Origin of the sequence: Streptomyces sp. S3(2020) (genome assembly GCF_013044505.1) — a bacterium.
In the GTDB taxonomy this organism is placed as follows: Bacteria; Actinomycetota; Actinomycetes; order Streptomycetales; family Streptomycetaceae; genus Streptomyces.
The window spans coordinates 62,888-82,024 of sequence record NZ_JABERD010000001.1; the positions used below are offsets into that span (position 1 = coordinate 62,888).

At 71.3% G+C, this 19,137-nt stretch carries 17 protein-coding genes; 6 read left to right on the forward strand and 11 right to left on the reverse strand.

The genetic code is table 11. The annotated features are described in order from the left end of the window. The first annotated feature begins 21 nt into the window (after positions 1–21). Positions 22–1,347 (forward strand): histidine kinase, encoded by a 1,326-nt coding sequence (locus HLK59_RS00295; protein ID WP_240982101.1) that lies wholly within the window; start codon positions 22–24, stop codon positions 1,345–1,347. Further along, positions 1,344–2,006, forward strand: coding sequence for a response regulator transcription factor (locus HLK59_RS00300; protein ID WP_171139073.1), 663 nt, complete (start codon positions 1,344–1,346; stop codon positions 2,004–2,006). Before HLK59_RS00295 ends, HLK59_RS00300 begins: the two co-directional genes overlap by 4 nt. 394 nt (positions 2,007–2,400) lie before the next feature. On the opposite strand, the gene HLK59_RS00305 is transcribed toward HLK59_RS00300, so the two are convergent. Beyond that, entirely contained in the window at positions 2,401–3,909 is a 1,509-nt protein-coding gene (locus tag HLK59_RS00305) for an MFS transporter (RefSeq protein WP_171139074.1), read from the reverse strand. Positions 3,910–4,239: 330 nt separating this feature from the next. On the opposite strand from HLK59_RS00305, the gene HLK59_RS00310 reads away from it, so the two are divergent. Next, complete coding sequence (locus HLK59_RS00310; RefSeq protein ID WP_346779612.1) at positions 4,240–4,848, forward strand: TetR/AcrR family transcriptional regulator; 609 nt, start codon at positions 4,240–4,242, stop codon at positions 4,846–4,848. A gap of 58 nt (positions 4,849–4,906) precedes the next feature. Here HLK59_RS00310 and HLK59_RS00315 read toward each other — a convergent pair whose 3' ends face one another. From HLK59_RS00315 to HLK59_RS00325, 3 genes are read right to left on the reverse strand one after another with little or no spacing between them, the layout of a single operon-like run. Continuing rightward, entirely contained in the window at positions 4,907–5,785 is an 879-nt protein-coding gene (locus HLK59_RS00315; protein ID WP_171139076.1) for a metal ABC transporter permease, read from the reverse strand. After that, complete coding sequence (locus HLK59_RS00320; RefSeq protein WP_171139220.1) at positions 5,782–6,615, reverse strand: ATP-binding cassette domain-containing protein; 834 nt, start codon at positions 6,613–6,615, stop codon at positions 5,782–5,784. The genes HLK59_RS00315 and HLK59_RS00320 overlap by 4 nt, the downstream gene beginning before the upstream one ends. Positions 6,616–6,650: 35 nt before the next feature. Beyond that, a complete protein-coding gene (locus tag HLK59_RS00325; protein WP_171139077.1) occupies positions 6,651–7,589 on the reverse strand; it encodes a zinc ABC transporter substrate-binding protein in 939 nt (312 codons plus the stop codon). A gap of 237 nt (positions 7,590–7,826) precedes the next feature. On the opposite strand from HLK59_RS00325, the gene HLK59_RS00330 reads away from it, so the two are divergent. Then, complete coding sequence (locus HLK59_RS00330) at positions 7,827–8,942, forward strand: HoxN/HupN/NixA family nickel/cobalt transporter (RefSeq protein WP_240982102.1); 1,116 nt, start codon at positions 7,827–7,829, stop codon at positions 8,940–8,942. A 160-nt stretch (positions 8,943–9,102) separates the two neighbouring features. Here the strand turns inward: HLK59_RS00330 and HLK59_RS00335 are convergent, their stop codons facing one another. Then, complete coding sequence (locus HLK59_RS00335; RefSeq protein WP_171139078.1) at positions 9,103–10,716, reverse strand: MFS transporter; 1,614 nt, start codon at positions 10,714–10,716, stop codon at positions 9,103–9,105. 214 nt (positions 10,717–10,930) lie between these two features. Here HLK59_RS00335 and HLK59_RS00340 point away from each other — a divergent pair, with 214 nt between their 5' ends. Then, positions 10,931–11,722, forward strand: a complete 792-nt coding sequence (locus HLK59_RS00340; protein ID WP_171139079.1) for an SAM-dependent methyltransferase — start codon at positions 10,931–10,933, stop codon at positions 11,720–11,722. A gap of 210 nt (positions 11,723–11,932) precedes the next feature. On the opposite strand, the gene HLK59_RS00345 is transcribed toward HLK59_RS00340, so the two are convergent. Genes HLK59_RS00345 through HLK59_RS00370 form a run of 6 tightly spaced genes read right to left on the reverse strand, consistent with a single transcriptional unit; the run spans position 11,933 to position 17,910 of the window. Next, on the reverse strand, positions 11,933–12,874 hold the full coding sequence (locus tag HLK59_RS00345; RefSeq protein ID WP_171139080.1) for a fumarylacetoacetate hydrolase family protein: 942 nt from the start codon (positions 12,872–12,874) through the stop codon (positions 11,933–11,935). A gap of 7 nt (positions 12,875–12,881) precedes the next feature. Then, the gene (locus HLK59_RS00350) at positions 12,882–13,814 is read right to left on the reverse strand and encodes a VOC family protein (RefSeq protein ID WP_171139081.1); all 933 of its coding nucleotides are present in this window, start codon (positions 13,812–13,814) and stop codon (positions 12,882–12,884) included. A gap of 4 nt (positions 13,815–13,818) precedes the next feature. Beyond that, positions 13,819–14,817: an amidohydrolase family protein gene (locus tag HLK59_RS00355; protein WP_171139082.1), complete on the reverse strand. Its 999-nt coding sequence runs from the start codon at positions 14,815–14,817 to the stop codon at positions 13,819–13,821. Continuing rightward, complete coding sequence (locus HLK59_RS00360; protein WP_171139083.1) at positions 14,814–15,944, reverse strand: FAD-dependent oxidoreductase; 1,131 nt, start codon at positions 15,942–15,944, stop codon at positions 14,814–14,816. The genes HLK59_RS00355 and HLK59_RS00360 overlap by 4 nt, the downstream gene beginning before the upstream one ends. 23 nt (positions 15,945–15,967) lie before the next feature. Beyond that, positions 15,968–16,930, reverse strand: a complete 963-nt coding sequence (locus HLK59_RS00365) for a cyclase family protein (protein WP_171139084.1) — start codon at positions 16,928–16,930, stop codon at positions 15,968–15,970. Beyond that, on the reverse strand, positions 16,927–17,910 hold the full coding sequence (locus HLK59_RS00370) for a fumarylacetoacetate hydrolase family protein (RefSeq protein WP_171139085.1): 984 nt from the start codon (positions 17,908–17,910) through the stop codon (positions 16,927–16,929). Before HLK59_RS00370 ends, HLK59_RS00365 begins: the two co-directional genes overlap by 4 nt. 115 nt (positions 17,911–18,025) lie before the next feature. Here HLK59_RS00370 and HLK59_RS00375 point away from each other — a divergent pair, with 115 nt between their 5' ends. Further along, positions 18,026–19,096, forward strand: a complete 1,071-nt coding sequence (locus tag HLK59_RS00375; protein WP_171139086.1) for a LysR family transcriptional regulator — start codon at positions 18,026–18,028, stop codon at positions 19,094–19,096. Positions 19,097–19,137 lie beyond the last annotated feature (41 nt).

The window sequence follows — 19,137 nt, forward strand, 5'->3', positions numbered from 1 at the left end:
GCAGACCCGACAATGGGACGCATGAGAGCCCGGCTGGCGGACCGGAGCCCGGAGACGGTGGTGTCACCGTCCTCCGGGCTCGACGCCGCGTGGGCGCACCCGGTCCTGGGCCGGCTGCTGCGCGGACAGCGGCGCCAGCAGGGCCTGGACCGACGTCATCCCTGGCTGTTCGACACGGTCGTGGTCCTGGCCGTGGCCGCCGTCAGCCTGCCCGACGTGTTCACCGGCGGCGACGAGGGCCCGTTCGGCGGGGCCCGGCAGGGGTCCGACGTCCCGACCTGGGTGATGGCCGTCGGCGCGATCGCCCTGGTCCTGCCGCTGTGGTGGCGGCGCAGGGCGCCCGCCGTCGCCTTCTTCGCGATCTCGCTGATCTCGCTGGTCCAGTGGTCGCTGGGGATCTGGCAACAGGCCGGCGTGAGTCTGCTGGTCGCCCTCTACAGCCTGGCGTTGCGCGGATCGCTGCGCACGCTCGCCTGGGCGGCCGGACTGATCGTCCTGGAGACGACCCTGGCCGTCTGTGTCCTGGTGCCCGTGGACCGCCCGCTGATCGGCCTGTTCTTCCTGCTGGGCACCACGACGGCCGCGGTGGCCCTGGGCCTGACCTTCCGCACCCGCCGGCTGTACATGGCGGCCCTGGAGGACCGGGCCGACCGGCTGGAGATCGAGCGGGAGCAGCGCGAGCGGCTCATGGCCGCCACCGAACGCTCGCGCGTCGCCCGCGAGATGCACGACATCGTCGGCCACAACCTCTCCGTCATGGTCGGCCTCGCCGACGGCGCCGCCACCCTCGCTGCGCACGGTGGCCCGGAACCCGTCGAAGCGCTGCGCCTCATCGGCGACACCGGACGGCAGGCCATGGGCGAGCTCCGGCGCACCCTCGGCGTCCTGCGGGAACGGCCGGAGGACGCCTCGCTCAGCCCGCTGCCCGGCATCGGCGACCTGGACGCGCTGCTCACCCGCGTCCGCGCGGCCGGACTGAAGGTGACGTACCGGACCGGCGGTGATCCGGCCGCGCTCGGCGACGGCGTCCAGCTGACCGTGTTCCGCATCGTCCAGGAAGCCCTCACCAACACGCTCAAGCACGCCGGCGCGGGAGCCGTGGCGGAGGTGACCGTCGCCGTGGAGAACGGGGGAGTCCAGGTCCGGGTGACCGACAGCGGACCCGGGCGCGGCGAGGGCCCGCCGCCGGCGACCGAGCCCGGACACGGGGTCGTCGGTATCCGGCAGCGGGCCGCGATGTACGGCGGGACCGTCACCATCGGGCCGCGCGACGGCACCGGTGGCTGGGTCGTGGACGTCCTGCTCGACGCCCCGGCCGGGCCCGAACCCGGGGAGCGTGCCCCATGACCACCGTCCTCATCGCCGACGACCAGCCCCTCCAGCGCCTCGGCTTCCGCATGCTGCTGACCGGTACCCCCGGCATGACCCCCCTCGGCGAGGCCGAACACGGCGCCGAGGCCGTGCGGATGGCCGCGGAACTCCGCCCCGACGTCGTCCTGATGGACGTCCGCATGCCCGGCATGGACGGCATCGAGGCCACTCGCCGTATCGTCGCCGCCGGCGGCCGCACCCGCGTCCTCATCGTCACCACGTTCGACCTCGACGAGTACGCCTACGCGGGCCTGCGCGCCGGAGCCAGCGGTTTCCTGCTCAAGGACGCCCGCCCCGAGGAACTCGTCGCCGGCATCCAGGCCGTCGCGACGGGCGACGCGGTCGTCGCCCCCAGCCTGACCAGACGTCTGCTGGACACCTACGTCCACCAGGTGGCCCCGCCGCCCACCGCGGCCCCGGACCCGCGCGTCGCCTCGCTCAGCGGGCGCGAACACGAGGTGCTGGTCGCCATCGGCCGGGGCTGGACCAACGCGGAGATCGCCGAGCGGCTGATGCTCACCGAGTCCACGGTGAAGAAGCACGTCAGCCGGGTACTCGCCAAGGTCGGCGCCCGCGACCGCATCCAGGCGGTGATCGTGGCGTACGACGCGGGCCTGGTCACACCACGGTCCTGAACGCCTGGGCGCGGTAGTCGGTGCTGTGGGGGTCTGTTGGTGAGGGCGCCCGGGCTCGGCTTCTGGCTTGTGCTTCGGAAGGCGCCGGGGTAGGTGTGCTCGGCCTCGCGGTGGTCTCGCTGGTGCCCGGTGTTCTCGGGAACGGGTGCGTCGACCGGTACGGACGCGCATGTGTGGGCCGATGCCCGGTGCGGAGGCGGGTGTTGCGTCGTATCCGCGGTTCGGTCCCCGTGGCGCGGTCGCCGTGCCGGATGCCCGCGCAGGTCGTCAGGTGTCTCGGCGTCGCGGCCACGGTTCCCGCCCGATGGCGCAACCGACCGGCACACACGCGTGCGCCGCTCCCGGAGAGTGTCCCTGCTCTCCGGGAGCGGCGCGTGGGGCCGTCGGTCGGGGCTCACATGTGGACGGCGGGGGCGGCGTCGGGGTCGGTGGTGGGGACGCCTCGGCGGTAGAGGAGGGCGCTGACGACCAGGCCGACGGCGAAGAAGGCGGCGGACCACCAGTAGGCGGTGGAGTAGCCCTCCAGGCCTGCCTGGGCCATGACCATGGGGTCCTTGGGGTTCTTGCCGGCGATGTAGTCGGTGACGGCGCTGGAGAAGAGGGTGTTGAGGAGTGCCGTGCCGAGGGAGCCGCCGACCTGCTGCATGGTGTTGACGGCCGCCGAGGCGACACCGGAGTCCTCCGCCGCGACGCCGCTGGTGGCGAGGCTCATCGCGGGGGCCATGACGAGGCCGAAGCCGAGACCGGCGACGATCAGCGGCGGCATGATGTGGGCGGCGTAGGAGCTGTCGAGGTCGAGGCCGGTGAGCCAGACCATGCCGGCGGCCGAGATGCCCATGCCCAGCGGGACGATCGGCTTGGGGCCGAAGCGCGGGACGAGCACGGTGGTGGCGAGGGTGGAGGCGACCATGAGTCCGGCGACCATGGGCAGGAAGGCCAGGCCCGTCTTGATCGGCGTGTAGCCGAGGCTCTGCTGGAGGTAGTAGGTGAGGAAGAGGAAGACACCGAACATGCCGGCGCCGATGAGCAGCACGGAGACGAACGAGGCGCCGCGGTTGCGGTCGAGCAGGACGCGCAGCGGCAGCAGGGGGTGCGCGGCACGGGTCTGCCACCAGGTGAACGCGGCGAGCAGGACGGTGCCGGCCACCAGGAAGCCCCAGGTCTGCACGGAGCTCCAGTCGTGGCTCTCGGCGTTGGAGAAGCCGTAGACGACGCAGAACAGTCCGCTTCCCACCAGGACGGCGCCGGGGATGTCGATGGTGGCGGACTTGTCCCGGGTCGTGCGCTGGAGCAGGAGGGCGCCGCCGACGAAGGCGACCACGGCGAAGGCCAGGTTGACGTAGAGGGTCCAGCGCCAGTCGAGGTACTCGGTCAGGACACCGCCGAGCAGAAGGCCGATGGCCCCGCCGGCGCCGGCGATGGCGCCGTAGACGCCGAAGGCCTTGGCGCGTTCCTTGGCGTCGGTGAACGTCACGGTCAGCAAGGACAGGGCGGCCGGTGCCAGCAGGGCGCCGAACAGGCCCTGGGCGGCACGGGCGGCGACGAGCATCTCGAAGCTGCCCGCGGCGCCGCCGAGCGCGGAGGCCCCGGCGAAGCCGACCAGTCCGACGAGGAAGGTCACCTTGCGGCCGAAGAGGTCGGCGATCCGGCCGCCGAGCAGCAGCAGGCTGCCGAAGGCGAGCGCGTAGGCGGTGACCACCCATTGCCGGTCGCCGTCGGAGAAGCCCAGGTCCTTCTGGGCCGAGGGCAGGGCGATGTTCACGATGGTCGCGTCCAGCACCACCATCAGCTGGGCCACGCCGATGACGGCGAGGATCCACCAGCGGTGGCGGGCCGAGACCTGACCCGGTGGAAGGGAGGTGACTTTCGCGTCGGCCGGGGTGTCGGTGGGTGTCTGAGGCATGACGGGACTCCAGAAGTACGGCAGGGGAAGAAGAGGCGGCGCTGGACGGCTGCGTCGTCGGAGTGGCTCTCACTTCCGGGAGGACAGCGTCTGACACCTGTCAGATTAGCTTCAATCTGACAGGTGTCAAGTAAGCTGTTGTCGAGCCCCTCGGCCGGACACGTGGGCCGATACGTGCAGCGGGCGCCCCTCGGGCGGGGTGCGAGGATGCACCCGGCAGGACACGCGGGCGGCGCACGCGGGGACGAGCAAGCGGCAATGGAGGCAGTGGTGGGAGCAAGAGCCGAATCCGCTCGACGGCCGGGGCGCCCTGGTGCGGGCAGCCCCGCCGTGCCCGAGGAGGAGAGCATCCTGACGCGCGGCCTGGAGGCCTTCGCGGAGCTGGGCTACGACCATGCCTCGGCCCGCGAGCTGGCCCGCCGGCTGGGCGTCAGCCACAATTTCATCAACGACCGGTACGGGTCCAAGGCGGCCTTCTGGCGTGCCGTGGTGGACCACGCGCTGGGGGCACAGCTGGCCGGTGTCCTGGACGTGGATCCCTCGGCCGACGACGCCGAGTGGCTGCGGCGGGTCATCACCGCCTTCTACCGGTCGGCGGCGGACGCGCCGCTCATGGGACGGGTCTTCGTCAACGAGTTCACGCAGGACAGCGAGCGGCTGGACCACCTGTACGAGAACTACATCGCCCCGACCCTCCAGGCCCTCACGCCCGCCATCGACCGGCTCGTCGCCTCCGGACGGATGGCGCCCATCCCGATGCACGTCCTGTTCTTCGCCATCGTCCCGCCCATCTCGGGCATGGTGGAGGTCCCCCTCGCGCGACGCCTCGGGCGGCCCGAGGCCGCCTACTCCCCGGAACAGCTCACCGCCACGGCGGAATCACTGGCGACGCTCGTGGTCAACGGCCTGCTGGCGACCGGCACGACAGGCCGCTCCTGAGCGCAGCCCGAAGGGGCGGTCCGGAGGGACCGCCCCTGACACGAGCGTGCTCCGACGCCTAGGACGCCATGGCCGTCCCGCGCGCCCCCCACCGGCGTACGCGCCGCCTGCCCGCCACGCGGCAGACGACGTAGATCGTGAACGACACGGTGGTGACATAGGGGCTGATCGGGACGGAGCTGCCGAGCGCGAGCAGGATGCCGCCCTCGATCGAGAGGACCGCGAAGAGCACGCTGAGCGCGGGGAGCAGCACCGGCGACGCGGTGACACGGGCGGCGGCCGCGGCCGGTGTCACGACGAGGCTCAGGACCAGCAGCGCGCCGACGACCTGCACCGACAGGGCCACCGCGAGCCCCAGCACGAGCATGAAGGCGAACGACAGCGCGCGCACCGGCACGCCCCGTGCCTCGGCGACGTCCGGGTCGGCGCTGGCGAAGGACAACGGCCGCCACATGACCGCGAGCGCGACCACGACCAGCGCCGAGGTGCCCAGCAGCCACGCCATCTGCGGGGTGTCGACCGCGACGATCTGCCCGGTCAGCAGGCCGAACTTGTTGGCCGCCCGCCCCTTGTAGAGAGCGAGGAAGAGCACCCCCAGCCCGAGCCCGAACGGCATGATGATGCCGATCACCGAGTTGCGGTCCCGCGCCCGCGCCCCCAGGACCCCGATCGTGCCGGCCGCGAGCAGCGAACCGACGATCGAGCCCACCACGATGTTCGCGTCCAGCAGCAGCGCCGCCGACGCCCCCGCGAAGGACAGCTCGCTGATGCCGTGCACCGCGAACGGCAGATCACGCATCATCACGAAGACCCCGGCGAGACCGCCGACCAGGCCGAGGGCGGCCCCGGCGACGAGCGAGTTGCGGACCAGCGCGAGGAGTTCGCCGTAGTTCTCGAAGCTGAAGATCTGCTGCCAGACCCCGTCGGCAGACGTCATGAGCGCACCTCCTCGACGGCGGGGGCGTGGTGGGGCGGTGCGGCCGTCTCCTCGGGGGCGCCGACGACCACGACCCGTCCCCGCACGCGGACGACGTCGACCCGTGTGCCGTACAGCTCCGACAGGGACGCGGAGGTCAGCACCTCCTTCGGCGCGCCGACGCGGTGACCGGCCCGGGCCAGGTACAGCACCCGGTCCACCAGGCCGAGCACCGGATTGATCTCGTGGGTCACGAAGACCACGGCCGTGCCCTGCGAACGGCGGCGGGCGTCGACCAGTTCGGTGACGGCCCGCTGGTGGTGCAGGTCGAGCGAGAGCAGCGGTTCGTCGCACAGCAGGATCCGCGGATCGGTCGCCAACGCCTGCCCGATGCGCACGCGTTGGCGCTCCCCGCCGGACAGCATGCCGAGCGGGACGTCCGCGTACGCCGACGCCCCGACCGACTCCAGGATCTCGTCGACCCGTCGGCGGACCGTCCCGGTGCGCAGCCGTGGTCCGAAGCGGTGCCCGTCGATACCGAAGCGCACGAGGTCGCGGGCGCGCAGCATGGCCTGCGCCGACAACTCCGCCTGCTGGGGCACGTATCCGATCTGCCGTGCCGCCTCGCGCGGAGAACGGCCCAGCACGGTCAGCGTCCCGGCGGACAGCGGCTGCCGGCCCAGCAGGGCCCGGACGAAACTGGTCTTGCCGGCCCCGTTCGGCCCGAGCACGGCCACGAACTCGCCGGGCCGCACGTCGAGTTCGAGGTCGCGCCACACGACCCGCTCGCCGTACGACAGGGCGGCCCCGCGCAGACTGATGACCGCACCGGTCCCGCCCTGTACCGGGATCCGGCCCGGGGCGGCGGCGCGGACGCCGGGGCCCCTCACTTGTCCAGCGCGCCCGCGAGCGCGTCGACGTTGGAGGTCATCCAGGCGACGTAGTCCTTGCCGCTGGGCAGGGTCTCCGTCACCGGGACGACGGGGATGCCGGCCGCCTTCGCCGCGGCCTCGGCCTTCTCGGTCTGCGGACCGGAGGTCTGCGCGTTGTAGACCAGCGCCTCGACCTTCCTGCCGGAGAACAGGGCCAGCGCTGCCTGGAGGACCTTGGGGGAGACGTCGCTGCCCTCCTCGATGGCCTCGCTGAACTCCGCGGGCGTCGCGTTCCTCAGCCCGCTCGCCTCGATCATGTACAGCGGCACGGGCTCGGTGATGGCGACCGCCTCACCACCGTGCTCCTTCTTGATCTGCGCCTCCTTCGCCTCCAGGGGCTGGAGTTTCGCCTTGAAGGCCGTCGCGTTCTCGGTGAACGTGGCCGCGTCGTCCGGGTCGGCCTTGCCGAGGGCGGCGGCGATACTGTCGGCGATCCTGGAGACGGTGGGGAAGTCGTACCAGACGTGCTCGTTGAGCTCGCCGCCCTTCGGCGCGGTCTTGCCGGAGACCTTGACGGCGTTGACGACCTCGGCGGAGGAGCCGCCGCTCTTCAGCATCCGGTCCACGAAGTCGTCGTAGCCGCCGCCGTTCTCGACGACGACCTTCGCCTTCGACAGGGCCAGCTGGTTCTGGGTGTTGGCCTCGTAGGAGTGCGGGTCCTGGTCCGGGTCGCTGATGATCGAGGTGACATCGACCTTCGTGCCGCCTATCTGTCCGACGATGTCGCCGTAGACGTTCGTCGAGGTGACGACCGGTATCGCGGAGGCGGCGGCCGGGGTCTGCGAGGCGCTCCCGCCGCTGTCGGAGCCCGACGAACTGCCACAGCCTGCCAGGACGACCAGCGAGGCGCCGGTGATCAGGGCGGCGAGGTGCCGGGACGGGGACGTGGGCATGGATCCTCCACGGAGGGGTGGAACAAGGGGACGTATGCCACGCTAGATGAAAATGAATGTCAGAAGTATGGCCGAATCCGTTCCATGTGAAAATCATTGCCAATACTTGACGCCGACGCTGGCCGAAACCTGACGTGGGCTTTGCCGCTGTGTTGTTGTACCTGCAAAGGGTTCGCAGAAGCCTGGGAGGCGCGGCTGAAGACGGCCGTTCGCCGACACGTGAGGGCCCGCGCCGCCATGACCACCGCTCACCGCATCCGCACCTCGATGACCCGGAAGGAGTGGGCGAGCCTCGGTGGGATGGCCACGTTCATCCTGGCGTTGCATGTCATCGGCTGGTTCACGCTGGTGGTGATCGTCGCGCCGGAGCACTACAGCCTGGGCGAGAAGAGCTTCGGGATCGGTATCGGGGTCACCGCCTACACCCTCGGCATGCGGCACGCCTTCGACGCCGACCACATCGCCGCGATCGACAACACCACCCGCAAGCTGATGAGCGAGGGGAAACGGCCGCTGTCGGTGGGCTTCTGGTTCTCCCTCGGGCACTCCAGCATCGTCTTCGCGCTCGCCTTCCTGCTCTCGCTCGGGGTGAAGGCGCTGGCCGGACCGGTCGCGGACGACGACTCCACGCTGCACAGCGTCACCGGCTGGATCGGCACCACCGTCTCCGGGACCTTCCTGTACCTCATCGCGATCATCAACATGGTGATCATGGCCGGTATCTGGAAGGTCTTCCGGCAGATGCGCACCGGCCACTTCGACGAGGCCGCCCTGGAGGAGCAGCTCAACAACCGGGGCTTCATGAACCGCCTGCTGGGCCGGCTGATGAAGTCGATCACCGAGCCGTGGCAGATGTACCCGCTGGGCCTTCTCTTCGGCCTCGGCTTCGACACGGCGACCGAGATCGCGCTGCTCGTGCTGGCCGGCTCGGGCGCCGCCTCCGGGCTGCCCTGGTACGCGATCCTGTGTCTGCCGGTCCTGTTCGCGGCCGGGATGTCCCTGCTGGACACGATCGACGGCTCGTTCATGAACTTCGCCTACGGCTGGGCGTTCTCCAAGCCGGTCCGCAAGGTCTACTACAACCTCACCATCACCGGACTGTCCGTCGCCGTCGCGCTCCTCATCGGCACGGTCGAACTGCTCGGCCTGATCGCCGAACAGGCCGACCTCCACGGCCCGTTCTGGGACTGGGTCGCCGGCCTCGACCTCAACATCATCGGCTACGTCGTCGTGGCCCTGTTCTTCGCCACCTGGGCGGTCGCCTGGCTGGTGTGGAAGGTCGGCCGGATCGAGGAGAAGTGGACTACGGGCCTGGCCCGTCCCACCGCGGTCCCGGCCACCGAGGAGACCTGAGCGGACCCGCGTCCCTCGTCGTAGCGGCCGGCCGCTACGACGAGGGACGGTGCCGGGTGTCCCCTCCCGGCACCGCCCGGGGCCGTGTGCCGCTCAAGGCACGGCCCGTATCGGGGTGCGGAGGCCGGGGCGAGGGGCTCCGGCCTCCGGGGGCGTCCGCTCAGACGCCCGCGCGCTCCTCCGGGGAGGTCCGCGTCTCCCGCGGTTGCGCAGGGCCGTCCCCGCGGTTCTTGCGGCGGCCCGGCAGGACCGCGAGGACGATCAGCGTGCCGGCGGCCATGATGATCCCGCCGATGAGGCTGGTGTGGGCGACGCTGTGGGCGAAGGACTCGTGCACGGCGTCGAGCACGGCCTGCGCCTGCTGGGGTGTGGCGCCCGGGGTCCTGGCGACCTGCTCCGCGACCGCGAGCCCGCCGCCCACCGAGTCCTTGGCCGTCTCCAGCGCGTCGTGCGGCAGCTGTCCGCCGACCAGGTCGGTCAGCCTGTCCTTGTAGGACGTGGCGAGCAGCGAGCCGAGGATCGCGATACCGAGGGAGCCGCCGAGTTCCAGCGCGGTGTCGTTGGCGCCGCCGCCGACGCCCAGCTCGCTCTCCGGGAAGGAGTCCATGATCGTGTCCGTGGCGGGCGAGACGCTCAGGCCGATCGCGAAGCCGAGCATCATCATCGGGGCCAGGAAGTCGGTGTACGTCGAGCCCGTCTCGATCCGGGTGAGCAGGAAGACGCCCGCGGTGCCGATCACCATGCCCGCCGTCACCATCGCCTTCACCCCGAGCTTCGGGGTCAGCCGCCCGGTCGCCGCCGCGCCGAGGAACACGGCACCGGCCAGCGGCAGCAGTCGTACGCCGGTCTCCAGGGCGTCGTAGCCGAGGACGAACTGGAGGAACTGCGTCGAGTAGTAGATCGCGCCGAAGGTGCCGAAGAAGAAGAACAGCACCGCGAGCATCGAGCCGCTGAAGGGGCGCTGCCGGAACTTGCGGACATCCAGCATCGGGTGCGGGTGGCGCAGCTCCCACGCCACGAAGGCGACCAGGCCGACGCCGGCGATGACGGCCGCGGTGATCGGTCCTGCGCCCCAGCCGAAGTGCGGGCCCTCGATGATCGCGTAGACCAGGGAACCGACGGACACGATCGACAGCAGACCGCCGACGTAGTCGATCCGGCCCATGGCCGCGGCCTTCGACGGCGGGACGAGGGCGAGCGCGCCGAGGACGGCGACGAGCGCGATGGGGACGTTGATCAGGAACGTGGAGCCCCAGGCGTGGTCCTCCAGCAGATACCCGGCGAGCAGCGGACCGGCCGCGATGGCGAGCCCCGAAGTCGCCGTCCAGGCCGTGATGGCCTTGGCGCGCTCACCGCGCGGGAAGGTGGCGACCAGCAGGGACAGCGTGGCCGGCATGACCACGGCCGCGCCGACCCCCATGATCGCGCGGGCGGCGATGACCAGCGCGGTCTCGTCCACCAGGCTGCCCATGACCGAGCCGCCCGCGAAGATCAGCAGACCGGTGACGAGCGCGCCGCGGCGGCTGTACTTGTCGCCGATCGAGCCCAGCACCAGCATCAGCGCGGCGTAGGGGACGGTGTAGCCGTCGATGACCCACTGGAGGTCGCTGCTGGACAGGCCCAGGTCGGTGGTCATGTCGGGGGCCGCCACGATCAGCGACGTGTTCGCCATGACGACGATCAGCAGGCTCAGACAGAGCACCACCAGGGCCCACCAGCGCCGTGCGTACGGCCCTGTCATCTTCTCGACGGGAGTACTGGCAACGAGCGGCATCACGAGCTCCTCGGAGTGAGGCGGGAGGTGCGGGCGGGGTATCAGCACCTCGGGCAGTTAATTGCCCACTGATGTGCAGCGTAGGTTATTGCTCGCCAGTGTGCAACTAGAGCGCTGTCCGTGCCTCCGGCCCGGCGGTTTCCCGACAGCGCTTGACGTGCCGTACCGGCAGACGGTGAGGTGAGGCCAGATCAGATCAACTCCGGGAGTTCGCATGCCACTTGACGCCAAGCTCATCAACAGCGACGTGCCCCACTCCGCCCGGATCTGGAACTACTGGCTGGGCGGCAAGGACTGCTACGAGATCGACCGCCTCGTCGGTGACCAGATCGTCGAGGCAAATCCGCAGATCCTCGACATAGCCCGGGCCCAGCGGGCCTTCCTCGTCCGAACGGTGGAACACCTCGTCCGTGAGGTGGGCATACGCCAGTTCCTGGACGTCGGCACGGGCCTGCCCACCGCCGACAACACCCATGAGGTCGCGCAGCGGATCGCCCCGGAGACCCGGATCGTCTACGTCGACAACGACCCCGTCGTGCTCGCCCACGCCGAGGCCCTGCTCACCAGCTCGCCCGAGGGCGTGACCGCCTACATCGACGCCGACATCCGCGACCCCGAGGGCATCCTGCGGACCGCCGCCGAGACGCTGGACTTCAGCGAGCCCATCGCGCTCGTGCTGCTGGGGATCACCGCCCACATCGTCGACGACCAGGCCTACGACATCGTCGGGCGCCTCGTCGAGGCCTTGCCGTCCGGAAGCCATGTCGTGCTCTGCGACGACACCGAGGTGCTCGACCCCGAGGGCATGCGCACCATGATCGAGCAGTGGAACGAGGCGGGCGACAACCCGCGGGTCAACCGCAGCCCCGAGGAACTGGCCCGCTTCTTCGACGGACTGGAACTGGTCGACCCGGGAGTGGTCTCGGTCTCCCGCTGGCGCCCGGGACCGGCCGGGACCGAGGGGCCGGAGGTCGACGACTTCGGAGGCGTGGGCCGCAAGCCGTGACAACGGCGCGGGCCGGGCGGTTCCGGGCACTCGCCCCCGACCCGCCCGGCCACGTCCGCCCCGCCGTCGATCCGACGGTGACGATCGACGGGCCGGGCGGCATCAGCGGGGCGGGACGCCGTGGCCCGGCGCCGAGTTCGGTCCGCTCCTGGTCGCTGGTGACGTCGAGGCGGCGACCTGGCACGACGATCACCGCCTCGCCCAGCGGCTTCACTCCCGCTCCCGCTCCCGCTCCCGGGTACGGCGACGGCCGGTCGGCAGTGGTACCGGGGTGACCCCGGCGACCACGGTGTTGGAGACGGTGCCGATGCCCTCGACGGTGAGGGTCACGGTGTCGCCGGGACGGAGCGGCGGGGGGTCCTGGCGACCCCGGACGCCCCACAGCTCGGCCAGGCAGCCGCCGTTGCCGCAGGTGCCCGAACCGAGGACGTCACCGGGGCGCACGACGGTGCCGCGCGAGGCGTAGGCGACCATCTCCTCGAAGGTCCAACTCATGTGGGAGAGAAGGTCCTTGCCGATGATCTCGCCGTTCACGGCGGCCGTCAGGGACAGCCGCAGGAACCCGTCCGCGTCCCGGTACTCCTCCAGCTCGTCGGCGGTGACCAGGTACGGGCCGAGCGTGGCGGCCGTGTCCTTGCCCTTGCAGGGGCCGAGGTTGACCTGCATCTCGCGGGACTGGAGGTCGCGCGCGGACCAGTCGTTGAGGATCGTGTAGCCGACGATGTGCTCCCGGGCCCGTTCGGGCGTGAGGTCCCGGCCCTCGCGGCCGATGACCGCGGCGACCTCCAACTCGAAGTCCAGGACCCGTGAACCCGGGGGCACGGGCACGTCGTCGTACGGTCCGACGACCGCGTAGGGGTTGGTGAAGTAGAAGGTCGGGGCGTCGTACCAGGCCTCCGGCACCCCGGCGTCGCCGTCGATCGAGCGCCGTACACCCTCGACGTGCTCCTCGAAGGTGACGAAGTCCCGGATGGTCGGGGGCTGGAGAGGCGCCAGCAGGCGTACGTCGCTCAGCGGCACGGCGGGCCCCACCGGGCGCACACCGAAGGCGGCCTCGACCGGCGAGGTGCCGTCGGGCAGTCGGCGTACGACGGTGTCCTCGACGACACCGACCCGACGGCGCCCCTCGTGGAGGTAGGTGGCTATGCGCACGTGGACCTCACACCGGAGGGGCGACGAACACGCCGCGGTCGACGTCGTTGAACGACTCCTTGGCGACGAGTTCGTTCATCGCGTTGGCCGTGCCCCACTGGTCGGAGATCTCCGGCTGGGAGAAGTCGTAGACGTGCGGGTGCCAGGTGTCCTCGTCCAGCAGCTCCAACTCCGTCGTGTACTCGACCGTGTTGCCGTGCGGGTCCAGGAAGTACGTGAAGGTGTTGTCGCCCGCCATGTGCCGGCCCGGCCCCCAGACCTTCTGGAAGCCGGCCCGCATCACCCGGCCGGAGCCGCGCATGTACTCGTCGATGCCGCGCATCTCGAAGGAGATGTGGTGCAGCGCGGTGTGCGGGCCCTGGGCGATGGCCATGGAGTGGTGCTGGTTGCTGATCCGCATGAAGTGCATGGCCTCGCCCATGCGCGGGTGCATGAGGGTGTCGGAGAGCCGGAAGCCCAGGTGCCGCTCGTACCACTCCCGAGTGACGTTCAGATCGGGGGAGTTGAGGACGACGTGCGACAGCTTGACCGGGATCGCCTCCTTCTCCTCGATCCTGCGGTGCCGGCGTACCTCGACGTCCGCCGAGACCTCGATGGTGCGGCCGTCGACGTCGAAGAAGCGGAAGCCGTAACCGCCGCCCGGGGTGTCGACCTTGCCGGGCCGCGAGATCAACTCGACGCCACCCGCGAGCAGTTCCTCCGCGAGCGTGTCCACGTCGGCCACCGAGGCGGCGCCGTACGAGACGAGGTCCAGGCGCTTCTCCTCGGCCCTGCGCAGTCGTACGACGTACTGCTCCGGCGAGCCCTCGGCCGCGAGGAAGGAGATCCCGGAGTCCTCGGCGACCTTGGTCAGGCCCCAGACACCGGCATAGAAGTCGAGCTGCCTGTCGTAGTCGGGCACGGCGAGGTCGACGTGCCGCAGATGGGTGAGCAGACGCATGCGGTCAGTCCTTCCGGAGGAGGGCGGCGGCGTTGCCGCCCCGTACGGCGTGGAAGTCGGGGTCGGTCAGCCGGGCCGCGCGCAGGGCGCCGACGGGGTCCTCGGTGCCCATGTCGAAGGGGAAGTCGGAGCCGAGCACGACCCGGTCGGCGCCGGCGACCCGGACCAACTCCCGCAGCACGTGCGGGTCGTGGACGAGGGAGTCGAACCAGATCCGCTTCAGATAGCTGCTCGGCGGGTGCGCGCAGCCGGCGCCCGCGTCGGAGCGGGCCGACCAGGCGTGGTCGGAGCGGCCGATGTGGGTGGGCAGATAGCCACCGCCGTGCGCGGCGATCACCTTCAGACCGGGGTGGCGGTCCAGTACCCCGGAGAAGATCAGGTGCGAGAGCGCGACGGCGTTCTCCGTGGGCTGGCCGACGGTGTTGGACAGGTACCACCGGTCGAGCCGCTCGTCGAGCGTGCAGCCGAAGGGGTGCAGGAAGAGCAGCGCGCCGGTCGACTCGGCCAGGGCCCACAGGGGCGCGTAGGCAGGGTCGGACAGTTCCCGGCCGGGGGCGTGGGACGAGATCTCCACCCCCGACAGACCCTGGTCCAGGGCATGGGCGAGGGCGCGCACCGCCTGCTCGGGGTGTTGCAGCGGGACGATCCCGAGTCCGCGGAGCCGCTCCGGCGCCCGCGCGCAGTGCGCGGCCGTCGCCTCGTTGGCCAGGCGGTACACCTTCTCGGCCGTCTCCTCGTCCGCCCAGTAGTGGTAGTGCGAGGGGGAAGGGCTGACCAGCTGGATGTCCACGCCCTGGGCGTCCATCGCGGCCAGCCGCAGGGACACGTCGGTCGCCTTCGGGGCGACGGAGCGGACCATCGGACCGCTCACCGCCAGGGAGGCGGCGCCGTTGCGGCGGGCGTCCAGCGCCCTGGCCGCGGCCAGGCCGGGGAGAGCGGCGACCGCCCCCTCGACCTCGGGGATCAGGAGATGGGCGTGGACATCGACGGTGGGGGAGTTCACGGCAGTTCCTTCAGGAAGTTCATCGTGCGGCCGATCAGCCCGGGCACATCGGCGTCACGGACACCGTCCAGCTGCCACTGCCCGATCTGCACCGACGCCTCGACGACGGTCCGCACCCGGGGGATACGGCGTTCGTAGTACGCCTGGAAGAGCGCGTCGTCCCAGTCGCGACCGCCGGTGAGCAGCTCCGCGAGGACGGAGGCGTCCTCCAGGGACTGCGCCGCGCCCTGGGCGATGGTCGGCGGGCAGCAGTGCGCGGCGTCGCCGACGAGGACGACCCGGCCGCGATGCCAGGAGCCCTCCACCAGCAGCCGGTCGAACCAGGTGTAGTTGACCTGCGCCGGGTCGGTGATGTGCTCGACGATCTCGGGCCAGACCCCGCCGTACGCCCGCGCGAGCCGGCGCATCTCGTCCGCGTAGGTCTCCGGCGGGATCGAGGCGAGGTCGCGGTTGGCCTCGACGACGTACGCGTAGAGGGTGTCCTCGCTGGTCGGGCAGTAGCCGGCGATGTAGGCGGGGCCGCCGTAGGCGAGGTCGGTGCGGGTGACGGCGGCCGGGCGCGGGGCGGGGGTGCGCCAGATGGCCATGCCGGTCGGCTCCGGTCTGTCGGTGATCCCGATCGCGGCGCGGGTGGTGGAGTTCAGGCCGTCGGCGGCGATCACCAGGTCGTAGCGGCCGGTCGTGCCGTCGTCGAAGGCCACGGAGACACCGGCGCCGTCCTGCTCCAGGGTCTTGGCGGTGGTGCCGAGCCGGACGTCGGCACCGGAGGCGCGGACCGCGTCGATGAGGATCTGCTGGAGCCGGGGCCGCCGCATGCCGAGCGTGGCGGGCAGGTCCTCGCCGCCGGTGCGGATGTCCTCGTTCTCGTGGACCACCGTGCCGTCGGGGACGGTCACGCCGAGCGAGCCGAAGGCGTACCCGGAGGCCGAGACCTCGTCCCACACGCCGAGTTCGCGCAGCACGCGCAGGGCGTTGCCCTGGAGGGTGATGCCGGATCCGGTGGTGGCGTTCCAGTCGGGACTGGCCTCGACCAGGTCCACCGCGAGGCCGGCGCGGCGCAGCAGGATCGTCACCGCGTTGCCGGCCGCGCCGCCGCCTGTGACGAGGACGCTGCGGGGTGTGCTCATGGGGAACTCCTTTGTTCCGCCGGTTACTTGACGGCGATCGGATTGACCGGGGAGCCGACGGCCCCGGTGATGGGCAGGGGCGCGGCGGTGAGCCAGAACTCGTACACGCCGTCCGCCGCGCAGTCGGCGGCGAGCGCGTCGAGGTCCCACATCTCGCCGATCAGCAGGCCGATGTGCGGGATGGCCACCTGGTGCAGCGGCTGGAAGGCGTGCTCGAACTCGTTCGGCCGCACCTCGAAGCCCCAGGTGTCGGTGGCGATCGCGCAGATCTCGGTGCGGTGCAGCCAGCCGGCCGTGGTGAACGACAGCCCCGGGGAGTCGCCGCCCGCGTAGTCGCCCCAGCCCTCGCGCCGGGCGCGGGCCAGCCGTCCGGTGCGGACGGCGACGAGGTCACCGCGTCCGACGCGCACGCCGTGGGCTTCGGCGGTCGCGGTCAGGTGCTCCTCGGTGACGGCGAACCCGTCGGGCAACTCGCCGTCGCGGCCCACGACTTCGCCGACGTCCAGCAGCACTCCGCGCCCCGCGACATACGGCGCCATGTGCTCGATGCCCGTGACGAGGTCGCCGTCCGAGGTGACGGTGCGGGCCGCGTCCCGGCCGTTCCAGGCCTTGCCGTGGTCGAAGATGTGCCCGAGCCCGTCCCACTGCGTCGAGCACTGCAACGGCATCGCGATCACGTCGTCGGCGCCGCCGATGCCGTGCGGGAAGCCCTGGTTGCCGAGGGCCGCGTCGGTGCCGGTGTCGAGCATGGTGTGCACCGGGTTGGTGCGCCGCCGCCAGCCCTTCTGCGGCCCGTTCATGTCGAAGCTCTGCGAGAGGGAGAAGCTCACACCGCGCCGCACGAGCGCGGCGCCCTCGCGGCGCTTGGCCTCGTCGAGGAAGTTGAGCGTGCCGAGCACGTCGTCCTCACCCCAACGCCCCCAGTTGGAGCACGCCTTGGCGGCCTCGGCGATCGCGCCCTCGGGGTCGCTCCGGTCGAGCGTCACCGGGGCACCTCCGCGGTGCAGCGCGTGCGCTGGGCGCCCAGACCGGTGATCGACCCGTCCATCACGTCGCCGTCGCGCAGCAACCGGCCCCAGTGCATGCCGTTTCCGGCCGGGGAACCCGTCAACACCAGGTCCCCGGGCAGGAGTCGCGAGGTCCGGGAGGCGTACGACACGATCCGCGCGACACCGAAGAGCATGTCCTTGGTCGACTCGTCCTGCATCGTCTCGCCGTTCAGCTTCAGAGTGACCCGCAGGTCACCCGGGTCCGCGATCGACTCGGCCGGCACGATCCAGGGGCCGAGCGGGGTGAAGCCGGGCGCGTTCTTGGAGCGCAGCCAGTCCGTGCCGATGGCCTTCATGTCACGGCGGAAGACGGTGGCACGGTCGGTGAGGTCGTTGGCGATGGTGTACCCGGCGACGTGGTCCAGGGCCTCCTCGACGGACACCCGGTAGGCGGGCCGGGAGATCACGGCCGCCAACTCCAGCTCCCAGTCCGGCTGTTCGGCCCAGGACGGCAGGACGACGTCGTCGTACGGGCCGGTGACCGCGCTCGGCAGTCCGATGAAGACGTACGGCAGGTCCTCGGCGGCCCGGCGGTCCATGATCCCGGCGATCTCGGCCCGAGCCTCCTCGACCGTGCGCGGGTCGTCGGGGGAGCGGTGGGCGACCTCCAGATCGATCACGTGCTGCCGGTAGTTCGCGCCGGACTGGAAGATCTGGCGGGGCTCCACGGGAGCGTGGACGCGCAGGCCGTCCAGGGGACGGCGGTCGGCCTCCGGGTCCGCCGCCAGCTCGTGCAGACGGGGGAGCAGCTCGGTCCAGCGCTCGAAGACCGCGCGGGTCGTCGGGGCGGGCTCGTCGAGAGCCGTCCGCAGGTCCAGCACCTGCCCCTCGGGGATCAGGAGGCCGGGGAAAGCGGCCTGGCCGGGGGCGGAGAAGGTACCGAGCGCGAACGGTCCGGAGAAGGCTGCAGATTTCACGGGCGTGTCCTCCTGATGGCGATGTGACTAATCTGGGCCCTCCTCTCGTAATCTGGGAAATCGATTCCGTGGATGCGGATCATCCATGCGGTTTATGGCGATCGAAGGGCGTGCGATGAGCCTGGCCAGCCTCGACCTCAACCTCGTGGTCGCCCTGCGTGCCCTCCTGGAGGAACGCAACGTCACCCGCGCCGGGCGCCGGGTCGGTCTGAGCCAGCCCGCGATGAGCGCGTCCCTGGCCCGGCTGCGCCGCCACTTCGACGACGACCTGCTCTCCCGCGTCGGCGGCCACTACGAGCTGACCGCGCTCGGCCAGGTCCTCCTCGACCGCACCTCCACCGCCTGCGACCTGCTGGAACGCCTCTTCACCAGCCAGGCCGACTTCGATCCGGCGGTCGAGGAACGGGAGTTCACGATCGTCTCCTCCGACTACGCGGTCGCCGTCTTCGGCGCCGCACTCGCCCGCACGGTCCACGAGGAGGCTCCCGGCATCCGGCTGCGCTTCGTCCAGACCCCGCCCGGCATCGTCGAGCAGGCCGGCACCCTGCTGAGCACCACCGAGGGACTGCTCATGCCGCACGGCATCATCAGCGGCTTCCCCGCCACCGAGCTCTACCGGGACCAGTGGGTCTTCCTGGTCGCCGACGACAATCCGGAGGTGGGCGAGCGGCTCACCCGGGACGACGTGGCACGGCTGCCCTGGGTGACGTACCAGCGCACCTACGACGCCCCGGCGGTCCGTCAGCTCGGCATGCTCGGCATCGAACCCAGGGTCGAGGTGTCCGTCGACAGCTTCACGGTGCTGCCGTTCCTGGTCGCCGGGACCCGTCGCATCGCCCTGGTCCAGGCACTCCTCGCCGAGCGGCTGCGCGGCGTGGCCCCCGTGCGGATCATGGCGGCGCCCTACGAGTCGGTACCTCTCCAGGAAGCCCTGTGGTGGCATCCGGTGCACACCCACGATGCCGCGCACATGTGGCTGCGCGAGACCGCGGCACGGGTGGGGGCCTCGGTGACGGGACATGGCGGCCGGGCGGCGGAGGGATACGACATCCAGGCGGTGGAGGGACTCGACATCCGAGCGGCGCAAGGACTCGACAACCAAGCGGCGGAAGGCCACGACACGCCGGTGACGGAGGGTCCAGGTCGGCCGGCCGATGGCGGGGCGGGGCATCCAGCCGGTGGATGATCCCGATCCGGGAGATCGATCGGCTGAGGGCTAGGCGCGGC